Consider the following 19,407-nt stretch of genomic DNA (forward strand, 5'->3'; position numbering starts at 1 on the left):
TCTAAGTGTTGCGATTCAGCCACAGCTTGGTTAGGGGGCCGCCCCTTCCATACACTGGATCGGTATCTGGTATAGAAACCTCTCGAATCTCTTGCAACACTTGAGGGCGTTCCTCCGGTTCGCCTGTACGTGTGTTATAGCTCGTACCCCCAGGATAAGCTCTGGTGATCCGGAAGTCGGGACTGGCCTTCAAACGTTTATGGCCGGTTCCGGCAGGTAATACAACGACATCTCCACTTTCCAGAACAATCTTCTGTCCCTTCTCACCACCGATAATCAACTTCACGAATCCACTGATTACGGCAAGAGCCTCGTGCGCATTGCTGTGATAATGATGAACATCGAATACGCCATTGACCCAGCTATTGGCCCATCCGTTTTGGTTAAAGCGTGATTCAGCACCGGCTGGCTCAGTATGCCATACCCCTTTGTACAAAAGTACGGGTAGATGTGGATGATTCGGAATCATCCCGTCATCTTGGAAATACATACATTCGACATCGTTATTGTCATTCCTTGGATCGCGCATGGTAAACACCCCTTTCTATGTATTAACCGTTCGATATAGGGATAATCAAAAAATAATTGTAAAATGATACAAAATGTATCATTCTAAGGTTATACTCTTTACATAGACTCTCTTAAAGTGCCTGATGTAAAAACGAATAGGGGGAACATGTGTGAATATTGTGGTGACAGGAGCTTCAGGTTTCGTCGGGTTTAATCTCTCACACTTTTTGGCGCAAAAAGGGCATCAAATCACCATGCTGGATCAGGATGACTATTGTCAGAGACTGGTTCAACTCTCTCCACTGCACGACATGCCTTTTATCGAGTGTAACCTCATGAAGGACAGCCTTCGTCTACCCCACAACACGGATTACATCATACATCTTGCTGCCATGCCTCACGTCGATTATTCATACCATCACCCTGCAGAAGTATTCCGCAATAATACAATGAGTACGCAGACTATTCTGCAGTATGCTGCGGATCATGACATCCCTGTGTTACTGGCTTCATCCGTTGAAGTCTATGGCGGCGATTGGGGTAGAGTTTATAGTGAATCAGACCCGCTTGCACCTGTGTCCCCTTACTCGGCTTCGAAAGCAGCCTGTGAGATGCTGGCTCAATCCTATGCAAAATGTTATCAGCTTCCAGTGAAGATATTCCGTCTGACCAATCTATATGGGCCATGGCAAGTCCCTGATCGTATCATTCCGCGGAACTTCGCACGTATGCTGGATGGTTTGCCACTGGATATCCAAGGATCAGCTGTTCGAGACTTCTTGTATATTGAGGATGCGCTGCGAGCAATTGAACTGATTATGACGAAAGGCCAAGACGGGCACATCTATAATATCTCTACGGGATTTGGAACGACGATGCAAGAGATCGGCATGCTTCTGGAGCCTATGGTTCGATCTGTGATCGGGAAGGAAGTCCGGGAACAGGAGCCTACGCAGTCCAGAGGTTCAAGTCTGGTTGTTCACTCCGGCAAATTGCGTGCTGCATTGGGCTGGTACCCTCGGACTACCCTGGAACAGGGGCTGGACAAGACATACCACTGGTATCGGGAGAATGCGGATTGGGTGAGACTGTTCAGTCGGGAATATCATACGACACGTCAAAGTCGGAACTTTATCATTGATATGGCAAGGTATGCTGTACCTGTGACATAAAATGAAAAAAAGCCAGGGAAGGGTAGTTTTTCAACACCTTCCTTGGCTTTTTTGTGCCTCCGTCATCTAATCGATGTTCGGAGAGATCCGAACCATGATCAAGACGGTCAGGCTACTTCTAACACTCTCTAGCTTCTAGCTGACTTCACGCGAGGTCGTAGAGATATGCCGAATACGCTAACTCATGTGTATTATTCGTGATGTTTTTTCACATCGGCCACTTTATCTTGAACGGCCCCTTTGGCCTTATCCATTTTACCTTCAGCTTGAAGGGACTTATTGTTCGTCGCGTTACCGATCTGATCCTTCACTTCGCCTTTGGCTTTGTTAACGCCTGCTTTGATTTTATCGCTAGTTGAATTACTCATATCGAACATCTCCTTCGTTGTCTGGTGTAGTCCTTATTAACCGGACTGAAGATTATTTAAACGTTCGATTTCAGAAGACGCTGTAAAAAAATTGTTCAATCTGTCAGAAATCTTGCCTCTATGAAGTCATCTAGATATAGGCACGTTTTATGAATGCCACACCTAGATTAAGAGGAGATGTTATGAACGTGAATAATTATATCGGGAATGCTGCGTACTGTTATGCCAACTCTGCTGCCATGTTATTATCATCTATTGGAGAGCATGTTGAACCAGGATTGATTGAAGTGGTGAGCGGGTTTTCGCTAGGTGCATCGCTTGCGTCAAATGAACTTCTTTATTTTGATAACGTCAGCTCTAGTCCAGATTATGCTGTGACCAAGGCTTTAAACATTCTAGGATTCACAGTTAAGGAGCAAGCGTATAATCCTGGCTCTTGTATGCCAATCGAGGAACTTAAGGCATCTTTACGTGTAGGCCCGGTCATGGTTGGACCGCTGAATATGGGTAAGCTGGGTTACAATCCTAGACACAGGGCACTTGAAGGGTCTGATCACTATGTGTTGTTACAACATCTAGAAGGTGATGAAGTATTGCTGCATGATCCAGCGGGATTTCCTAATGTATATCTGAGTTTGGATCAGCTTGAAGAAGCCTGGCAATACGAGTTTCCTTGGAGTGCAAAGGTGTACCGTAGCTGGAGCCAACCTGAACGTGTGGAACGTCCAGACAGAGCAGAGATAGATCGCCGGGCGTGTGCATGGTTTCGGTCAAGTTTAATGGAGCAAAACCATAATCAGGCATACGCAGGCAGAACAGGTGCTTCGGCTATCGGTCAAAAGGCGGAGCAGATTTGTTCGGGTGAGCTGAATGATAACGAATGGGCTCATTATGTTTACTTTACACTGCCGGTAGGTGCACGTCGGGCGGAAGATTATCGTTTATATTTTGAAAAGATAAGTCCTGCATTGTCTGCTTTGAAACATAACCAGTCGCTACAGATGGGGGCGTGCCAGAGTCGTCTTGTGTCCAGAAATTGGAGAGAAGCTGGCAGATGGATGAACGAGTTGGCGGATACAGAAGCCAAGATCGAGGCAGAACTGATGAGGTTGATGAATTAAGCTTAATAGAGTTTGATTAGAACAGGAAGCGGAAACGGATTATACGATAGCAGAGAGGGCGACGATATGTATAAAGGATCGATTGGAAGACAGCAGGAGGACACTTCGGATAGAGGGCCTAAAGATGACTCATCAACTCCGGGTGACTACACCGAGATGTCAGATAAGTTGATCGTCGAACAGATCAGGCAAGGAAACAGCCGAGCATTCGAAGAGATGGTTCATCGTTATCGGTCCCAACTGCATCGTTACATACGAGGGATTACACAGGATAATGCCCTTGCAGATGATGTGGTACAGGAAGGGCTTATTCGTGCTTACATGCATATAGACCAATTAATGGAGCCTGGCCGTTTGTTTGCCTGGTTGCAGCAGATTGTGAAGAATCAGGCTTACACACACATACAGCGAAAAATCCGTCTCCGAGAACATTATTTCTCCTCTTTTACTGCTGCAAGGGAGCCTTCTGCTCCAGCAGGATCTTGGAGTGAACAAGATGTTGTAGACCATCTTCTGAATCAACAGATGAGCTATGAGCAGCTAGAGATACATGAGCTGAGTCACGATCCTTTTTTCGTAACCACTCGTCAGGACATGAACCATTATGTTCACCAATTGCTGGCTGGACTTAAGGAGAAGGAAAGGTTCGTTTGCCAGCAACACTGGATAGAGCATAGGTCACCTCAGGAGATCGCAAGCCAAACCGGGTTAACTATAGCCAATGTATATCAAATCCTATCCCGATCACGTAAAAAAATGTCCCGGCATCACATTCATCAGGCCGTCAATGAAATGCTGAAGGAGAGCATTCCCTTGTTGCCACAATGTGTGCTGCTAAGGGAACCGCGAACTTTTCATACTCCCCAGACATGGAGTTCTGCAGGTGCCGCTATGCATGAGATGTTGAGCTATTTGGAAGCTTCGCCATCTTTGCCTATGATCATGGGGGCGACGGGGCTCGCCTTTCGAATGACCATTTATCCAGAAGACATTCATATTGCAGGGCCGACGGCTTTTAATTTCAAAGAAGTACTTGGCAGGGGGCTGAGACATATGGGTTATCTTCCTTCTTCCGTGGAGGCTATTGCGAATGAAGCAGGAGTGAATGCTAATCTGGTTGATCCCGCTTTATTACAGGTGGCTGCCAAGGATAAACGCATGGTGAACCCCAGACTGGTACGGGCGCTTTCGATGATTCGCTACTCGGTTTCTCGGGGGCTCCCAGCTGTGGTGTGGGATCTGAATATTCCCGAATTTGGTCTGGTATATGGCTATGATGATCAGGCTCGTACATTGCATGGGGAGGATTTTATTCAAAGATCCACAGTCCCTTATGACCATCTAGGGAGGGGTGTGAACGAAGAAGTTTTTGTACTGACTGTGGAACCAGAGCCATTCCGGAATGAGTTGGATATGCAAGCCATTTTGCAGCACATACTGGCACATTATAAGGGTTCTGATTCATGTACGATGAAGGGAACAGTATCTGGTCTGGCCGCATATGCAGCTTGGCGAGAAGCTCTGCGAACAGGGAGAATTGAGCCTAATGGACATGCTTACAATATTGCTGTTTTATGGGATGCGAGGCACTATGCCACTGTGTTTTTCGAAGAACTGGCTCAGGTATGGATGGCGTTAGCGAGTCGTCCATGTATGGACAAAAGATATTCCGGGATGGACAATCATAACTTTATCCGCTTATGTCGGAAAGCTAAGGAACAATATCGTTTGATTGCAGATCGGCTGTATATGTTAGTGCAACGTTTTCCTTTCCCGGAAGGCGGCAAACCCAATCACCACGTTAATGCAGACAAGGCCTTCTCTATTCTGGAGGAGATAGAGAAGTTGGAGTGTTCCGCTGTGAGAACTCTGGAGATCATGCTGGATATGTTGGAGAGCGGTGAGCAGACTGGGGTGAAGGACGGATACAAGGAATAAGACCGTTTAATGCGCTTTGCATTATTACCCGAAAAGACTCATACTTGTTTGGGTGAGATGTTAATCTGAAAGAATAAGGCTAGGTCTGTCGCTGCATAATAACCAAAGTGACCAAATTCGTTGCAGAAGTGTTATGTTTTTGGGAATCCGATCCTGAAAATCCATATATCATGTACTTTCATATGTGCTTTTCGTACATATGGTATGATGTGAAATTTTTAATACCGCATATGGTATGTAGGGGCGTTTGGATACAAATTATGAGCGTTCAGACAAGATTGCTCGCCTTGACAAAAAAATCGATTTTGTTACAATGTTCACAATATCTTCACAAGTGTAAAAAGATTCTTTTTCATGTTCATGTGTAAGAGGTGTAATATAAGGGTATAGAGTTCGGTTTCGGCCTGCTTGTCGTTTTGTGCGTAATAGACCCAACATACCATGCATGCGTGAGAGTGGTTTTGGCCACGCTTATCCTAATGTGTGAAATTTAGTACATTTACTGTATTGATGTATTTGTGGTTCGGCTTAGCTTGACAGGCATCATGAAAGTCGCGGACTTCTATCCCAAAGTAAAGGAGGACTTTCTCTTATGTCACAATCGCCTACTCAACAAGAGGTGCCAGTAACAGAAGGCGCCAACGTTTCCGAGCGCCAGTCCCTGGACGTACTGGATCAACTGATGAAGCCTGAGGTACAGGAGTCTTTAACTGTATTGGTGGAGAACCTGCCTAAATTGGCTGAAATGGTTACCGCAATGACAAAAGCTTATGATTTCGCACAAGGTATCGCTACGGACAAAGTTCTTATCAGCGACACGATGAGTGCAATGGGTGAGTTCGCTAAACCTGTTGTAGAAAAAGCTAAAGGTGTAGCTTCTGCTGCCATCGAGGCAAATGACCGTGCCCAAGCCGAACAAACTTCGGTTGGCCTGTTCGCTATGCTTAAAATGCTTAAAGATCCAAACGTACAACAAACGCTTCGTTTTGCTCAATCGTTCCTGAGCATCTTGAACGAGCGTCAACAAACGAAACGTTAAGACTGAGAAAGAACGGAGGATGGATATGTCGAAGCAAATTTTGATTTTGGGTGGAGGTTACGGCGGTCTGTTGACTGCGCTGACTGCGCGTCAATACTTGACTCCGGAAGAAGCGACAATTACAGTCGTGAACCGTTACCCTACGCACCAAATTATTACGGAACTGCACCGTCTTGCTGCAGGAAGCATTGCTGAGCAAGCTGTAGCACTCCCGCTCGAAAAATTGCTGCGCGGTAAAGATGTGAACTTGAAAATCGATACGGTGGATACGATCAAGCCGGACGAGAAAAAAGTCCTCATGACTAGCGGCTCCACATACTCTTACGATGCACTCGTCGTTGCCCTGGGTAGCGAAACTGCATTCTTCGGAATTCCGGGATTGCAGGAGTACAGCTTCACGCTCAAATCGGTTAGCGATGCGAACCGTATTCGTGCGCACGTTGAAGCACGTCTGGATGCTTACAAACAATCCGGCAACAAAGCAGACGCTACGTTTGTTATTGGTGGCGGCGGATTGACAGGTATCGAGCTTGTTGGTGAATTCGCTGACCTTCTGCCAGGCGTATGCAAACAGAAAGGTATCGATTTCAACGATATCTCCCTCTATACGGTAGAAGCAGGTCCTTCCATTCTGGCTGGTTTCCCGCCAGAGCTGGTTGATCGTGCGAAATCCAGTCTCGAAAAACGCGGCGTAAACTTCATCATTGGCGTAGCAATTACCGAGATGAAAGAAAACGAAGTATTGCTGAAAGACGGCAGCTCGATCCCTACGAACACACTCGTATGGACAGGTGGCGTACAAGGTAATGCGGTTGTTGCTAACAGTGGAATCGAAGTAGATCGCGGGCGTGCGAAAGTAACGGAAGTTCTGCAATCTACATCCCACAAAGATGTGTTTGTTGCTGGTGACAGCGCAGTGGTCTTCCCTAGCGAAGGCGCTCGTCCTTATCCTCCAACAGCACAACTGGCTTGGCAAATGGGTGAAACCATTGGTCACAACCTGGGCGTAATGTTCAAAGGTGGCGCAATGGAAACTTTCACACCAGTATTCTCCGGTACACTGGGAAGCTTGGGTCGTAAGGATGCTGTCGGCATGATCGGTGGTAACCAGACTCGCCTGAAAGGTCTGCCTGCAACCATGATGAAAGAAGCAAGTAACATCCGTTACCTGTCCCACATCCATGGCTTGTTCGCACTGGCTTATTAATCTATAGTGTAAACGTCAAAGGGCGCCCATTGGGCGCTCTTTTTTGTATGCCTACAAGGGTATGAACAGGAGAATTTCATCAGATATTAACAGGAACGATAGAAATCGAGATGTGTTTAACTTGGGAACGAATGAACCTCCGCTTAGAAGCATCGGCTTTCGTTTAAAAGATAGGATGAGGCTTTTTAAGAAAGTCAATAAAATAACCCGCAGGGAGCCATATGTTGTTCTCTGAGACTCTTGAGAGGAGAATGAATAATGAATGTACTAGTGATTGGAGCAAACGGACAAATTGGTAAACACTTGGTTGAACAGTTGGCACAGGAAGGCAAACATCAGGTTACGGCTATGATTCGCAAGCCAGAGCAAGCAGACGCACTGAAAAAACTTGGCGCACAGGTTGTCATGGGAGATTTGGAAGGTACCGTCGATGAGCTTGCAGAGGCCATGAAGGATCAGAATGCTATCGTATTTACAGCAGGTTCTGGTGGCTCGACGGGCCCAGACAAAACGTTGCTCATTGACCTAGATGGGGCGGTGAAAACGATGGAGGCCGCAGAGAAGCGAGGCATATCCAGATATATTATGGTCAGCGCCTATGGTGCAGATCAGCGGAGTAAATGGTCAAAAGAGATCAAACCGTATTATGTAGCAAAGCATTTTGCGGATCGAGCACTATTTGCCAGTGAACTGAACTATACGATTATTCGTCCCGGAGGTCTGGAAAATAAATCGGGAACCGGCAAGGTGGCAGTAGGAACTGACCTGAAACCGGGCAGCATTGCGCGTGAAGATGTAGCGCGTGTCATTGCAGCCTCTCTGCAGGAAGAGAAGACCTATCGGAAGGCTTTTGATCTGATAGCTGGAGAGCAGTCTGTATCGGATGCTTTGAGCAATTTGTAAACAGATGTTGTAAACTAGCGGGAGTAGGATATGACAGGGTAAGGGGGAATCCGCTTGAATGAGGCCGTGCTGGTCATTGAAGATGAGCCCAAAATTGCACGACTGCTTGAACTGGAGTTGCAATACGAGGGATATCAGGTCACAAAGGCAGGTAGCGGGACAGAAGGGCTGGAAAAGTACAGCGAAGGACAATGGGATCTGATTCTTCTGGACATCATGCTGCCTGGTCTAAGTGGCATCGAGGTTCTGCGGCGGATTCGAGCTAGGGATGCGGTCATTCCGATCCTCATGCTGACAGCGAAGGATTCGGTAGAAGATAAAGTGTCTGGGCTGGATCTCGGCGCCAATGACTATATCACCAAGCCATTTCAGATTGAAGAGCTGCTGGCAAGAGTCCGTGCAGCTCTACGGCTCGCCGCGGCTGCTTCTGCAAGGACAACCGTTCAGAACTTCGGGCAGATGGCAGAGCAGGGGACGGCAAGTCAACTGCATGAAGCAGAAGAGGCATGGTTAACCGCTGCCGACCTGAAGCTTCATGAAGGAACACGTGAAGTGTCTCGAGATGGACAAGCGATTGAGCTTACCCCTCGCGAATTTGATCTGCTGGTGTATTTGCTGCGGAATCAGCGGCAGGTGCTCAGCCGGGATCAGATTGTGCAATCCGTGTGGGGGTACGATTATTATGGTGATACCAATGTGGTGGATGTGTACATCCGTTATTTGCGCAAAAAGGTAGATAACGGATTCACACCACCCTTAATACATACTGTTAGGGGCGTGGGGTACGTCCTGAAGGAGCAATCATGAGTCTCCGCAGCAAAATCTACGGATATTCGTCGGTTTTATTTGCTGTGCTGTTAATAGCGGTGAATCTGTCTGTATATCTCGTATTCGAGCGAGTATCGATCAATAATGAGATCCGCCGGGTCGAAGCAGAAGCAGAGTCGATTGTGGCAGGGGTACGTCAGTCTGCTGGGTCCATTCCGCCAGACGATCTGCTCCGGGCTTATGCACCCATCAACGGTATGCTTCGCATTGTACATGAGGATGGCAGCAGCTCACCTGTAACCACAACTGCAGCATCCGAGCAGCTCAGCCAATTGTCTTACCAGTATGAAAATGAGAAAAAGGCAGAGTATATCCAAGTGGATCAGGTTGGCTATGTGTGGGTATCCATGCCACTTATCTGGCCGGATGGTGAAGTAGTTAACCTGCAAGTTACTCAGAGTGTAGCTGAGACGGAGGGCGGGCTTGCTACCTTGCGTACCGTATTAGTGATCGTTACCATCATAGCGCTGATTCCTGCCGTAATCTCGAGCCGGATTCTGGCGAACCGGATGACAAGACCCATCCAGCAGATGACACATACTATGCGTGATATTCAAGCTAGTGGGCATTTTAAGCGGCTTCCACTGGAGGGAGCATCCAAGGATGAGCTGAACACGATGGGTCAGACGTTTAATCGAATGATGGATCTGCTGGAATCGAACTTTGAACGGCAGGAGCGTTTTGTCTCGGATGCATCCCATGAGCTCAAAACACCGCTGACCATCATCGAAAGTTATGCCAGTCTGCTCCAGCGCAGGGGTAAGGAACGACCCGAAGTATTTGATGAAGCGGTGGAAGCAATTCTGTCTGAGTCGGTACGCATGCGCGAGATGACCGAGCAACTGTTACTGCTGGCAAAGCAGCCCGAGCAATGGAATGTTCAGCTCGAGCGTGTAGATATTGCGAAGCTCGCTGCTGAATCTACACGTGCATTCCGCGAAGCATATCACCGGGAAGTACGGTGTGACGTAACAGGCCCAATCTATGCGATCAGTGATGAGAGTAAGCTGAAGCAGTTGGTGTTTATTTTGCTGGATAACGCACGGAAGTATAGTGAAGATGCGATTGAAGTCAGACTGGATGCTCACGACGAGAACTGCTGTATACGGATTGTGGATCGAGGCATTGGTATGCGGGAGGAGGAACTTGCGAAGGTGTTCGACCGTTTCTACCAAGTGGACATCTCCAGAACCCGAAGCGGCAGTGCCAGCGGATCGGGTCTGGGACTCTCTCTTGCCAAAGAGCTGGCAGGTGCTGTTGGAGCACAGATTGAACTATCCAGTACCGAGGGTGTTGGTACGGAGGCTTGTATTATTTTGCCACGTTCCAAGACCGATCGTGCAGACAGACCACTCTCATGAAATTCTCATTCTTCTCTTCTATACTGGGTGGAGCGATGTAATCTGAGAGAATGTGAGGGAGGGAGTGCGTATGTCAGAGCAGGAACAGCGGCCTGAGATGATACGAAGTGAGCAAAAGCATAAGCATTTAAATAAAAATGAAAATGGAAGCAACGCAGGGGGCAGATCACATAAGTTGCTGCGGTGGGGGGCCGGCATCCTAACTGTGGTGCTTCTCGCAGCAGTGATGTGGTGGAAACCATGGGAACCAGCTCGTGAGCAGTTATCTGCCGATGCAGCGGCACAATCTGTACTGAATCAATATCCGGGGGAGATCATTCATTCTACCTTGAAGGACGGTACGTATCTGATGCAGCTTCGTTCGGAGACAGGTTTATATGATGTGCAGGTGGATGCTTTCACGGCAGCAGTTCAATCCATTAAACGACTGGAGGCCGCTCCGCAGGCTGAGGAGAAGACGCTGTGGAGTCGAGAGCAGATGAAATCGGAACTGCTGAAGCAAAGGGCAGGAGAACAACTTGTATCATTAGAGCTTGTGGAGCAACAGGGCAGCCCGGTGTACACTGCGGTGGTCGAAGCAAAGGATAACAGCCGTCAGGAACTGACCATCGATCCATACACGGGCGAGATTCTTTCCTCCAAAGCGATCAAGTCACCTCCTTCATCCGAAGCCGGGGAGACAGCGAACGAGCCGCAGTTTCTAAGTGAGAAACAGGCCGAGCAGAAGGCACTTGCAAGGGTTCCTGGCGAAGTAGATGATGTAGAATTGCGCGGCACGAACAGTGGCAACCCCTATTATTTGGTTGAGATTGATCTGGAAGACGGACGGGAAGCCACGGTGCAGGTTAATGCCATTTCGGGTGCTATTCGTTCGGTGACATGGGATAAAGATGACGAGTAAGAGATATTTTTGAAAATAGCATTCTGAAAAGGGATAAGTATACTCTTCTCATTTTCTCATCAAATTCTAATCTTGTTCTCCCTAATCTCTCATTCGTCTAGGTTATTCTAAGTTTGTAGACGAGAACGAGAACATGAATGAGGAGATGAATGATGATGATGAACAAACATAAACTATGGATTGGCAGCTTGTCCGCAGCGATATTGCTAGGTGGATCAGCAGTTGCAGCCAGCGGCACTATGAGCGGCGAACCAGCGCCAAAAGCACAATCGGAAACAACGCAGACCGCACCAAGTGCAGGGACACCATCCACCAATGCTAACCAGAACAACACAGATAAAATGTTGACTGTATCACAAGCTAAAGCAATAGCTCTGAAAGTAGTGGAAGGTAAAGTGGATGATGTGGATCTGGAGCGTAGAAACGGTCAAACTTTTTATGAAGTAGAGATCGACAGAAAAGGCGTTCCTGATTTGACAGTTCGATTGGATGCTTACACGGGTAAGGTTTTGGAAGTTGTTCGTGAGGATGACTTCGATGACGATGATGATGACAGCCGTGATAATGGAACGAATGGTGTTTCTAATTCATCTGCTGCCAGTCAGGTTAAACTGACAGTTGACCAAGCTTCTAACATTGCCCTGAAACAAGTTACAGGTGGTAAAGTAACGAAGGTTGAGCTGGATCGTGACAACGGTCGTTATGTCTATGAGATCGAACTGCGAACAGCTCAAGGTGAAGCGGACGTCGATATAGATGCGGGTACAGGCAAGGTACTATCCTTTGATCAGGATTTTGATGACGAGGATTAATCGTAACTCCCAAGAGGACGCTTCGAATGAAGCGTCTTTTTGTTATACATATAGTGAGCTTTCTATTAAGAGAGTTACTGCGAGTGTAATCCAAACTGTGGTAAAGTAGTATAATTGTAGAAAACAGTATAGACAAGGAGCTGGATAACCAAGTGACTTTAGAACAAATGCAGCCAAAATCAAGTAAAGAACAAGTGCTATCCATTGAAGGCTTGCGTATGAGGTACAACGGTCGTTATGTGTTGAACGGCATTGACCTCGAAGTCAATCGGGGAGAGATGATTGGATATATCGGGCCGAATGGAGCCGGCAAGAGCACAACGGTGAAGATTTTGCTCGGATTGATCGAAGGATATGTGGGGAGCGTTCGTATTTTTGGACAGGATATCGCAGATGGCAATGTGGAATATAAGCGAAGAATCGGGTATGTGCCTGAAGTGGCAGAACTGTATGAACAATTAACTCCGGCGGAATATTTGACGTTTACGGGAGAGTTGTACGGCTTGTCCTATGAAGATGCGGATTACAAAGCCAAGCTGCTGATGGATTGTTTTGGACTGGAGAGATCATACCACTCACGCATTGCTTCTTTCTCCAAAGGAATGCGTCAGAAAGTGCTGCTCATCTCGGCACTGCTGCATGATCCGGATCTCTTGTTCCTGGATGAACCGCTCAGTGGACTGGATGCAAACAGTGTGATGGTGGTAAAAGAGATTTTGTCACAGTTGTCAGCGAAAGGTACAACCATCTTCTATTCGTCACACATTATGGATGTGGTGGAGAAGATCAGCAGCCGAATTGTACTGATTGCCGAGGGTCGTGTAGTGGCGGATGGTACGTTTAAGCAGCTTCAACAGCAATCGAAGGAAGGATCACTGGAGGAAGTGTTTAATCAATTGACAGGCTTTGATGAACATCAAGCGATAGCTGAGCGTTTTGTGTCGATTGTGCGGGAGGTGAGCTGATATGGCGGAATCCTCTTCCTCTGATTTTCGTACGCTCAAAATACTGGATCGTTTTCGTCCGATTATTGCCAAGACGGGGGCTGATTATGACGTGCTGCGCCTCATCTTACGGGTGAAGTTCCAGATGGATCAGCGCAGAGTACCTATGATTATGTCTTCAAGAGCTAAGAAAACGGAGAGCAAAGAGAGTAACCTGTATGTTCGCTCTCTCTGGTTGTATATGTTGCTGGGATTAATTATGGTTCCCTTTATAGTATGGGATACAGGTCAATTCATGTTCCAGATGGGCATTCTGTTTGGTGTTTTAATGTTTATGATTATGACATCCATGATTTCGGATTTCTCATCCGTGCTCCTGGATATCCGGGATCGTAATATTATTTCGACCAAACCTGTCAATGCACGAACGGTAGGCTTGGCCCGAGCCATTCATGCAGGAGTGTATCTGTTTCTTCTAACCGGTTCTTTGACCGTTGCCCCGCTGATTGCAGGTTTAATTACGCACGGAATTGGTTTCTTCCTGCTCTTCCTATTACAGATCATTCTGATTAGTATGCTGATCTTGGTGACCACCTCTCTCATCTATCTGTTCATGATGAAATTTCTGGATGGTGAGAAGCTGAGAGACATGATTAATATGGTGCAGATTATCATGTCCGTTGGTATCGCGATTGGATATCAGTTTGTCATTCGTTCGTTTGATATATTTCATGCTGGTGTCGTATTCACTCCCGCCTGGTGGCAGTTGCTGTTACCCCCACTCTGGTATGCTTCTGCTTACGATTGGTTCTTCGCAGGTGGCGGCGGTGTTTGGATCTACACGCTCACAGCCCTTGCGGTGGTTGTCCCGGTGATATGCTTGATCATATATGTGAAGCTTATGCCATCGTTTGAGCTGTATTTGGAAAAAATGGCTCATGCCGGCCAGACGTCCAGCCGACGCCGTGGAAAATGGGATCGCAGGGTTGCCAAGCTATTCTGTCGCTCCACTGAGGAGCAAGCTTGTTTCCGCCTGTCAGCCAACATGATGCGTAATGAACGAGAGTTCAAGCTGAAAGTCTATCCTTCGCTCGGATTAGCACTAGTTATGCCTTATATCATCTGGTACACAGGATTGCAATCGAATACGTGGACGGAATTCAGGCAAGGTGCATATGTATACAGTCTTTACTTGATGCTGATTCTTGTCATTACGGTGGTGACTATGCTGAAGTATTCAGGTCAGTACAAGGCAGCATGGATTTTACGTGCGGCCCCTCTGGCTAATGAAAGTGTATTGTATAAAGGTGCATTAAAGGCATTTTTATGTAATATGTTCTTGCCTCTGTTTCTGTTAAATGCCATTGTGTTCACATGGACATTTGGGCTTCGCATTTTGCCAGATCTGGCCATCATTTTACTTGCAGGTACGGCGCTGATTCCAGCGTCAGGCAAGTTTATGCTGCAACAGCTGCCGTTCTCCCGATCCTTCAGTGTGGCTCAAGAGAGTGAAGGCTGGTATGTGTTTATAGCTATACCTGTCCTGGCATTATTTTGGGGCATTCATGTCTTTTTCCGCTCCTTCCCCATGGGGGTTTGGGTTTATGGTGCGATACTCATTTTGGCGAATGTGCTGCTCTGGACCCTAGTATACAGAGGGAAGAAACAGGAGGTTAACAAGGTTGTAATGCCTTAGGCTTACCTGCTAGAATCTCTCTTTTTCAAAACGGCCCCTTGGTGACTCGGTAGTTATTCCGTGGTGATTCCGTATAAGATACCTCATCTTGGTTGGTGGTGTGTCCGTCTTCCGCGCTAGCGTCTTGTCTATCCATTCATCCATTCATTCGCTCTCTTCCCGATTGTTCTGATCCTGGCCGGGTTGAACATGAGTACAAACGGTTTTATAATGGCAGTTCGAGGACTGTTGGACTTGAACCATATCAGAAGGAGAACAGAGGAGCGTTTAGGAAGAGGGCATAACGTCCAATGATGGATATAGAGGAAGCCGAACCCATCCAGAGGTAACTAAGGACCAGATTGATGGTAACGGCCAGGAAAGAGGGAGCGCCATTGCTTAAAATATTGTTATTTATCTTTTTGATTCAGATTGTATATGTATCAGCCTATACACTTCGCATGATCTTAACGCTCAAAGGACAGAAATACATTGCTGCCCTGATCAGCATGGGTGAGATTGTGATCTATGTGCTGGGGTTGAATCTGGTACTCAGTTATTTGACCCAGCCGTCAGCGCTGATCGTGTACGCAGTGGGATATGGACTTGGGGTCCTGCTTGGTGCATGGATTGAGGAAAAGATCGCACTTGGTTACGTTACCGTAAAAGTAATCTGCAACCAGATGGACGGTGGTCTAGCTAACGCCTTGCGAGATAAAGGGTATGGTGTAACTTCGTGGGTCGGTAGTGGTCGTGATGGAGATCGGTTGGTTATGGAGATTTTGGCGAAACGTAAAAACCAGAAGCTACTCTACCAAACCATCCTTAGTCTCGATCCCAAAGCTTTTGTCATTACCGTCGAGCCCAAACAGTTCCATGGCGGATTCTGGACACGTTCGATCAAAAAATAAGTTAAGGCAGGTCTGCATGATATGCGGTCCTGTCTTTTTAATTTCAATTTTTCGCATACGCTTCAAGCATTGTTCCCCCTTCCTCCCGCAAGCCCTGCTGCAAAAGTTAACTTCGGACGATACCAGGTTGCTTGGGGCACACTTCTCCCCCTCTATAACCTACCCATAAGGATGTGAGATCAGGATTATTGTTGTAATCGTTTTCATGTATTACTTTGTGAATATGTCACTTGCGCTGTTACATGGCTAGAGGGACAGGCAGGGAATTCAACATTAACCTTCAGGAGGCATGCATTCGATGAAAAAGACAGTACGAAGCTTATGCAGCACGGCTCTGGCTCTCACGCTGGGGTTCACCCTATTATCCGGACCTGCGAGTGTACAGGCAGCGGGCAATGCAGATTACAATCTGACCGGCTTCTCCCAAGGAAATACGGGCGGTGGAATCATTAATGAGTCGAACACATCCACGTACAAAAAAGTGTACAATGCCACCGACCTGGCGCTGGCTCTGAAAAAGAATTCTGGTGTCAAAGTCGTCGAAATTATGAACGACCTCGATTTAGGATGGAACGAGATTCCAAGTGCGGCGCAGACGTCACCTTTTGCCAAACATAACGATGCACTGACACATCCAGTACTGAAGCAGACGGGTGTCAGTAAAATTACAGTGGATGGTTTCAATGGACTTACCATTTTCTCAGCCAATGGCTCCAAAATTAAACACGCTGCTATTACCGTGAAACGAAGCACCAACGTCATTATTCGCAACCTGGAGTTCGATGAGCTGTGGGAGTGGGATGAATCTACCAAAGGCGATTATGACAAAAACGATTGGGATTACATCACTCTGGAGGATAGTAGCGGCGTATGGATCGATCACTGTACGTTTAACAAAGCCTATGATGGACTCGTCGATTCGAAAAAGGGAACCAGTGGTGTGACTATCTCTTGGTCTACCTTCAAAGGGGATGACGGCAACGCGAATAGCTGGGTTACCCGTCAGATCAATGAGCTGGAAGCCAACAAATCTTCCTATCCCATGTACAACTACCTGCGCAGCAGTGCGGTCGGTTTAAGCAAAGAAGACATTATTGCCATCTCCGGGCCGCAGAAAAAAGGGCATCTCGTCGGTGCGACCAGTCTGGAGTCGGCTAACGCCAATCTGTCCATCACGTTGCATCACAACGTGTACAAAGACATTCAAGATCGCATGCCTCGTCTGCGTGGAGGCAATGCTCATGCCTATAACATCATTATGGATGCTGTTGATGCTCGTGCAGCCAAAGCTCGTATTACAAGTGCTATGGCAACAGCCATCGCTTCCAAAGGTTATAAATTCGATATCATTAGCAACGGTGCCATCTCCACCGAAAGCGGTGCTGTACTAATTGAGAAATCCGTGATCAAAGATGTGCAGTTCCCAGTTCGCAACAATCAGACCAATCCAGCCGATGCGACCTATACGGGAAAAATCCGTGTAGTTGATACGATCTATACTCTGGATGGAAGCTCCTTCCGGGGTGACAGTGATACTGCGGGAAGTCCGCTGGCGCCGATTCCAGCCGTGATTAAACCATTCTCGTGGAATAGCTTCACTTCCCTGCCATACAGTTATCAGGCGGAAGACCCGTCTACGCTGAATGCACGCCTGACAGGTTCTAATGGAGCGGGTGCAGGCAAGCTGTCCTGGTCCAAGGATAACTGGCTGAAGACAAGCTACTAATTACGTAATGCCGTAAGGTAAAAAGATAAAGTAAATACTCTTAATGATATTCGTGATTCTTTATAAAACGTCAACGACACTAGGTTTTTATGAGCCGAGCTACCCTAAAGGTGTGTTATCCCTTTAGGGTATTTACTTTTCTATGAATGTTACGTGCGAAAGTTGATTTTAACTCCTGAGCTATTTTTGCACCTGATAGGATGACGCAATAACTTCTACATAACTGTCATATCCGATGACAAGATAATGCTTGAGATCTAGCCGATTTCGGGGATCAAAAAGTGCTCCTTTTTCATCTAAAATGGATGAATTCATCACTTGATAGAAGCCAGGATCAGGCGGATAACCGTTTCTCTCCCAGAAAGTAAGCGTGTCCTCTTGGTGATGAATGCCTTCAACCTGACCAGTGTATAGTTCAAAGAAATTAAGCGTAATACACCTTAATTCGGCAACCGTGCTGAACGTGAGTGTTGCTTCCTGATATTGATCGAGAGGCAGATCCTTCCGTGTTTGTATATCTACACGTAAAGTGACGCCGCCCGATTCGTTGTAGGTGGCACTCAAATCAGTTGTAGAGATGCGGAAGTCTACTTTTTCAGGTATCAGTACAATACTCATGCTTGATCCTCCTCTAAATGTCCAGATGGACAGGTATCAATGTTACTATTCTGGAATGGAATTAGTTACTCTTAGACGCTGTCCATCTATTATATCATCATCCAAAAGGGGATCGGACAGGATGCAAAATCATCTCTCAGAAGAGTCAGATTCACTAGGATGGACGCGATCATAATGTGGCTATGCTCTTCAGTAGAAACCACAACTTGCAGCGTGCTCACCTGCAACGTATGATGGATAGAAATCCTGCGCGGACCGGTCAGACAGAAGGGAGGATGAGTTCATGAAGCGCATGAAGGATATGAATGACATGAAGGTCATGAAGAACATAAAGCAAATGAAACATATGGAGATCATAGGGCATTCAGAGAACGTTGAGTACAACAGGCATCCAGAGCGCTGGGTGACATCGGAAGGAACATTAGATGATCAGCAGGTTAAAGAGCGGCAGATTCTCTATAAGGGCATGAACGGCAGGTATGTGGAACGATTCACGGTGCAAACTGGCCAGACTTATATTTTCAAACCGCTGACGAATCCTGCCCAGTATGGACGTGAACGCTGGATGTACGAGCATGTGATGCCGTCACTGCCACCAGTATACCCACAATTAATTGCGGTTTCGGACGAGACTATGGCTCCGGCACACAGCTGGCTGATATATGAGGACATGGGGCAGCTAGAGCATCGTATGTGTGAATCGACCTTGCTGAATGCTGCTGCACATATGGCGTCATGGCATGAACTGCCTGTAGCAGCATGGCACGAACTGCCACGTATGGGGCAGAAACCGCCCATTCAGGAGATGTTGCATGAACTGCATCAACACCAGTCAGAGACGGACGAGTTGTTAGACAGGCTAAATCTGACGTTGTCAGCAGCGGACTGGGATAGGCTTGCCATGCTGATCCTTACAGCAGAAGGCGAGTTGCCGCTGGTACTGTGTCATGGCGACCTGCACCCGGGTAACATAGCTGAGGTAGAAGGCCGATTGGTCATACTGGACTGGGAGCATGCTCACCTGAATACACCTCTATGGGACGTATACCATCTGCTCGACTTGTCTCATCCGCTTTTCCCCCGTACCATGACGCCGGAGCTGCGGGCGCATGTAATGAAGGTGTATCTGGATAAGCTGGAGAGTCTTGGCGTGCAGGTTGAACGGGGTTCTTTTGCAAAATGGTACGATGCTTATGCACTTATCTTCTCGCTCTGGATGCTGCGTCTGATCGACGGTGATCTAAGGAATCCGGCTTGTGTGTGGCCGCAGGAACAGCTGCGGAATCAATGGCAGGAGACGGCTGCGACGCTAGAGCAGTGTTTAGAGCATTTGAACGGTGTTAGTAATTAGTAATGAAACGGTAGATGTGAAG

At 47.1% G+C, this 19,407-nt stretch carries 18 protein-coding genes; 15 read left to right on the forward strand and 3 right to left on the reverse strand.

Annotated features, from left to right (window positions below):
• Position 1: 1 nt before the first annotated feature.
• Complete coding sequence (locus PQG66_RS14330; RefSeq protein ID WP_272038408.1) at positions 2-529, reverse strand: cupin domain-containing protein; 528 nt, start codon at positions 527-529, stop codon at positions 2-4.
• A 151-nt stretch (positions 530-680) separates the two neighbouring features.
• On the opposite strand from PQG66_RS14330, the gene PQG66_RS14335 reads away from it, so the two are divergent.
• A complete protein-coding gene (locus tag PQG66_RS14335; RefSeq protein WP_272038409.1) occupies positions 681-1,682 on the forward strand; it encodes a dTDP-glucose 4,6-dehydratase in 1,002 nt (333 codons plus the stop codon).
• 191 nt (positions 1,683-1,873) lie between these two features.
• Here PQG66_RS14335 and PQG66_RS14340 read toward each other — a convergent pair whose 3' ends face one another.
• On the reverse strand, positions 1,874-2,050 hold the full coding sequence (locus tag PQG66_RS14340) for a CsbD family protein (RefSeq protein WP_184180880.1): 177 nt from the start codon (positions 2,048-2,050) through the stop codon (positions 1,874-1,876).
• 182 nt (positions 2,051-2,232) lie between these two features.
• Here PQG66_RS14340 and PQG66_RS14345 point away from each other — a divergent pair, with 182 nt between their 5' ends.
• The 13 genes from PQG66_RS14345 to PQG66_RS14405 all read left to right on the forward strand — a co-directional run bounded on the left by PQG66_RS14345 (position 2,233) and on the right by PQG66_RS14405 (position 17,416).
• Positions 2,233-3,171, forward strand: a complete 939-nt coding sequence (locus PQG66_RS14345; RefSeq protein WP_272038410.1) for a hypothetical protein — start codon at positions 2,233-2,235, stop codon at positions 3,169-3,171.
• 66 nt (positions 3,172-3,237) lie between these two features.
• Positions 3,238-5,109: an RNA polymerase sigma factor gene (locus tag PQG66_RS14350; RefSeq protein ID WP_272038411.1), complete on the forward strand. Its 1,872-nt coding sequence runs from the start codon at positions 3,238-3,240 to the stop codon at positions 5,107-5,109.
• 592 nt (positions 5,110-5,701) lie between these two features.
• The gene (locus PQG66_RS14355; protein ID WP_272038412.1) at positions 5,702-6,148 is read left to right on the forward strand and encodes a DUF1641 domain-containing protein; all 447 of its coding nucleotides are present in this window, start codon (positions 5,702-5,704) and stop codon (positions 6,146-6,148) included.
• A gap of 25 nt (positions 6,149-6,173) precedes the next feature.
• Positions 6,174-7,355 carry an NAD(P)/FAD-dependent oxidoreductase gene (locus PQG66_RS14360; protein ID WP_272038413.1) on the forward strand — a complete coding sequence of 394 codons (1,182 nt, stop codon included), beginning with the start codon at positions 6,174-6,176 and terminating at the stop codon, positions 7,353-7,355.
• 258 nt (positions 7,356-7,613) lie between these two features.
• A complete protein-coding gene (locus PQG66_RS14365; RefSeq protein WP_272038414.1) occupies positions 7,614-8,258 on the forward strand; it encodes an SDR family oxidoreductase in 645 nt (214 codons plus the stop codon).
• Positions 8,259-8,312: 54 nt separating this feature from the next.
• Complete coding sequence (locus PQG66_RS14370) at positions 8,313-9,065, forward strand: response regulator transcription factor (RefSeq protein ID WP_272038415.1); 753 nt, start codon at positions 8,313-8,315, stop codon at positions 9,063-9,065.
• Positions 9,062-10,447 (forward strand): sensor histidine kinase, encoded by a 1,386-nt coding sequence (locus tag PQG66_RS14375; protein WP_272038417.1) that lies wholly within the window; start codon positions 9,062-9,064, stop codon positions 10,445-10,447. The genes PQG66_RS14370 and PQG66_RS14375 overlap by 4 nt, the downstream gene beginning before the upstream one ends.
• A 70-nt stretch (positions 10,448-10,517) precedes the next feature.
• The gene (locus PQG66_RS14380) at positions 10,518-11,348 is read left to right on the forward strand and encodes a PepSY domain-containing protein (RefSeq protein WP_272038418.1); all 831 of its coding nucleotides are present in this window, start codon (positions 10,518-10,520) and stop codon (positions 11,346-11,348) included.
• A 149-nt stretch (positions 11,349-11,497) separates the two neighbouring features.
• Positions 11,498-12,160: a PepSY domain-containing protein gene (locus tag PQG66_RS14385; RefSeq protein WP_272038419.1), complete on the forward strand. Its 663-nt coding sequence runs from the start codon at positions 11,498-11,500 to the stop codon at positions 12,158-12,160.
• Between the two features lie 167 nt (positions 12,161-12,327).
• The gene (locus PQG66_RS14390) at positions 12,328-13,125 is read left to right on the forward strand and encodes an ABC transporter ATP-binding protein (RefSeq protein WP_272038721.1); all 798 of its coding nucleotides are present in this window, start codon (positions 12,328-12,330) and stop codon (positions 13,123-13,125) included.
• Position 13,126: 1 nt separating this feature from the next.
• Positions 13,127-14,800, forward strand: coding sequence for a hypothetical protein (locus tag PQG66_RS14395; protein WP_272038420.1), 1,674 nt, complete (start codon positions 13,127-13,129; stop codon positions 14,798-14,800).
• Positions 14,801-15,174: 374 nt separating this feature from the next.
• Positions 15,175-15,690, forward strand: a complete 516-nt coding sequence (locus tag PQG66_RS14400) for a DUF2179 domain-containing protein (protein ID WP_272038421.1) — start codon at positions 15,175-15,177, stop codon at positions 15,688-15,690.
• A 298-nt stretch (positions 15,691-15,988) separates the two neighbouring features.
• Complete coding sequence (locus tag PQG66_RS14405; protein WP_272038422.1) at positions 15,989-17,416, forward strand: pectate lyase family protein; 1,428 nt, start codon at positions 15,989-15,991, stop codon at positions 17,414-17,416.
• 180 nt (positions 17,417-17,596) lie between these two features.
• Here the strand turns inward: PQG66_RS14405 and PQG66_RS14410 are convergent, their stop codons facing one another.
• Positions 17,597-18,034, reverse strand: coding sequence for a hypothetical protein (locus tag PQG66_RS14410; protein ID WP_272038423.1), 438 nt, complete (start codon positions 18,032-18,034; stop codon positions 17,597-17,599).
• A 283-nt stretch (positions 18,035-18,317) separates the two neighbouring features.
• On the opposite strand from PQG66_RS14410, the gene PQG66_RS14415 reads away from it, so the two are divergent.
• A complete protein-coding gene (locus tag PQG66_RS14415) occupies positions 18,318-19,385 on the forward strand; it encodes a phosphotransferase family protein (RefSeq protein WP_272038424.1) in 1,068 nt (355 codons plus the stop codon).
• Positions 19,386-19,407 lie beyond the last annotated feature (22 nt).

The organism is Paenibacillus sp. JJ-100, assembly GCF_948329825.1.
Classification (GTDB): domain Bacteria; phylum Bacillota; class Bacilli; order Paenibacillales; family Paenibacillaceae; genus Paenibacillus.

Coding starts and splice junctions, on each gene's coding strand:
- PQG66_RS14365 (WP_272038414.1), top strand. CDS start 7,614: ATGAATGTACTAGTGATTGGAGCAAACGGACAAATTGGTAAACACTTG.
- PQG66_RS14330 (WP_272038408.1), bottom strand. CDS start 529: ATGCGCGATCCAAGGAATGACAATAACGATGTCGAATGTATGTATTTC.
- PQG66_RS14410 (WP_272038423.1), bottom strand. CDS start 18,034: ATGAGTATTGTACTGATACCTGAAAAAGTAGACTTCCGCATCTCTACA.
- PQG66_RS14385 (WP_272038419.1), top strand. CDS start 11,498: ATGATGATGATGAACAAACATAAACTATGGATTGGCAGCTTGTCCGCA.
- PQG66_RS14345 (WP_272038410.1), top strand. CDS start 2,233: ATGAACGTGAATAATTATATCGGGAATGCTGCGTACTGTTATGCCAAC.
- PQG66_RS14350 (WP_272038411.1), top strand. CDS start 3,238: ATGTATAAAGGATCGATTGGAAGACAGCAGGAGGACACTTCGGATAGA.
- PQG66_RS14340 (WP_184180880.1), bottom strand. CDS start 2,050: ATGAGTAATTCAACTAGCGATAAAATCAAAGCAGGCGTTAACAAAGCC.
- PQG66_RS14375 (WP_272038417.1), top strand. CDS start 9,062: ATGAGTCTCCGCAGCAAAATCTACGGATATTCGTCGGTTTTATTTGCT.
- PQG66_RS14415 (WP_272038424.1), top strand. CDS start 18,318: ATGAAGCGCATGAAGGATATGAATGACATGAAGGTCATGAAGAACATA.
- PQG66_RS14380 (WP_272038418.1), top strand. CDS start 10,518: ATGTCAGAGCAGGAACAGCGGCCTGAGATGATACGAAGTGAGCAAAAG.
- PQG66_RS14360 (WP_272038413.1), top strand. CDS start 6,174: ATGTCGAAGCAAATTTTGATTTTGGGTGGAGGTTACGGCGGTCTGTTG.
- PQG66_RS14390 (WP_272038721.1), top strand. CDS start 12,328: ATGCAGCCAAAATCAAGTAAAGAACAAGTGCTATCCATTGAAGGCTTG.
- PQG66_RS14405 (WP_272038422.1), top strand. CDS start 15,989: ATGAAAAAGACAGTACGAAGCTTATGCAGCACGGCTCTGGCTCTCACG.
- PQG66_RS14395 (WP_272038420.1), top strand. CDS start 13,127: ATGGCGGAATCCTCTTCCTCTGATTTTCGTACGCTCAAAATACTGGAT.
- PQG66_RS14355 (WP_272038412.1), top strand. CDS start 5,702: ATGTCACAATCGCCTACTCAACAAGAGGTGCCAGTAACAGAAGGCGCC.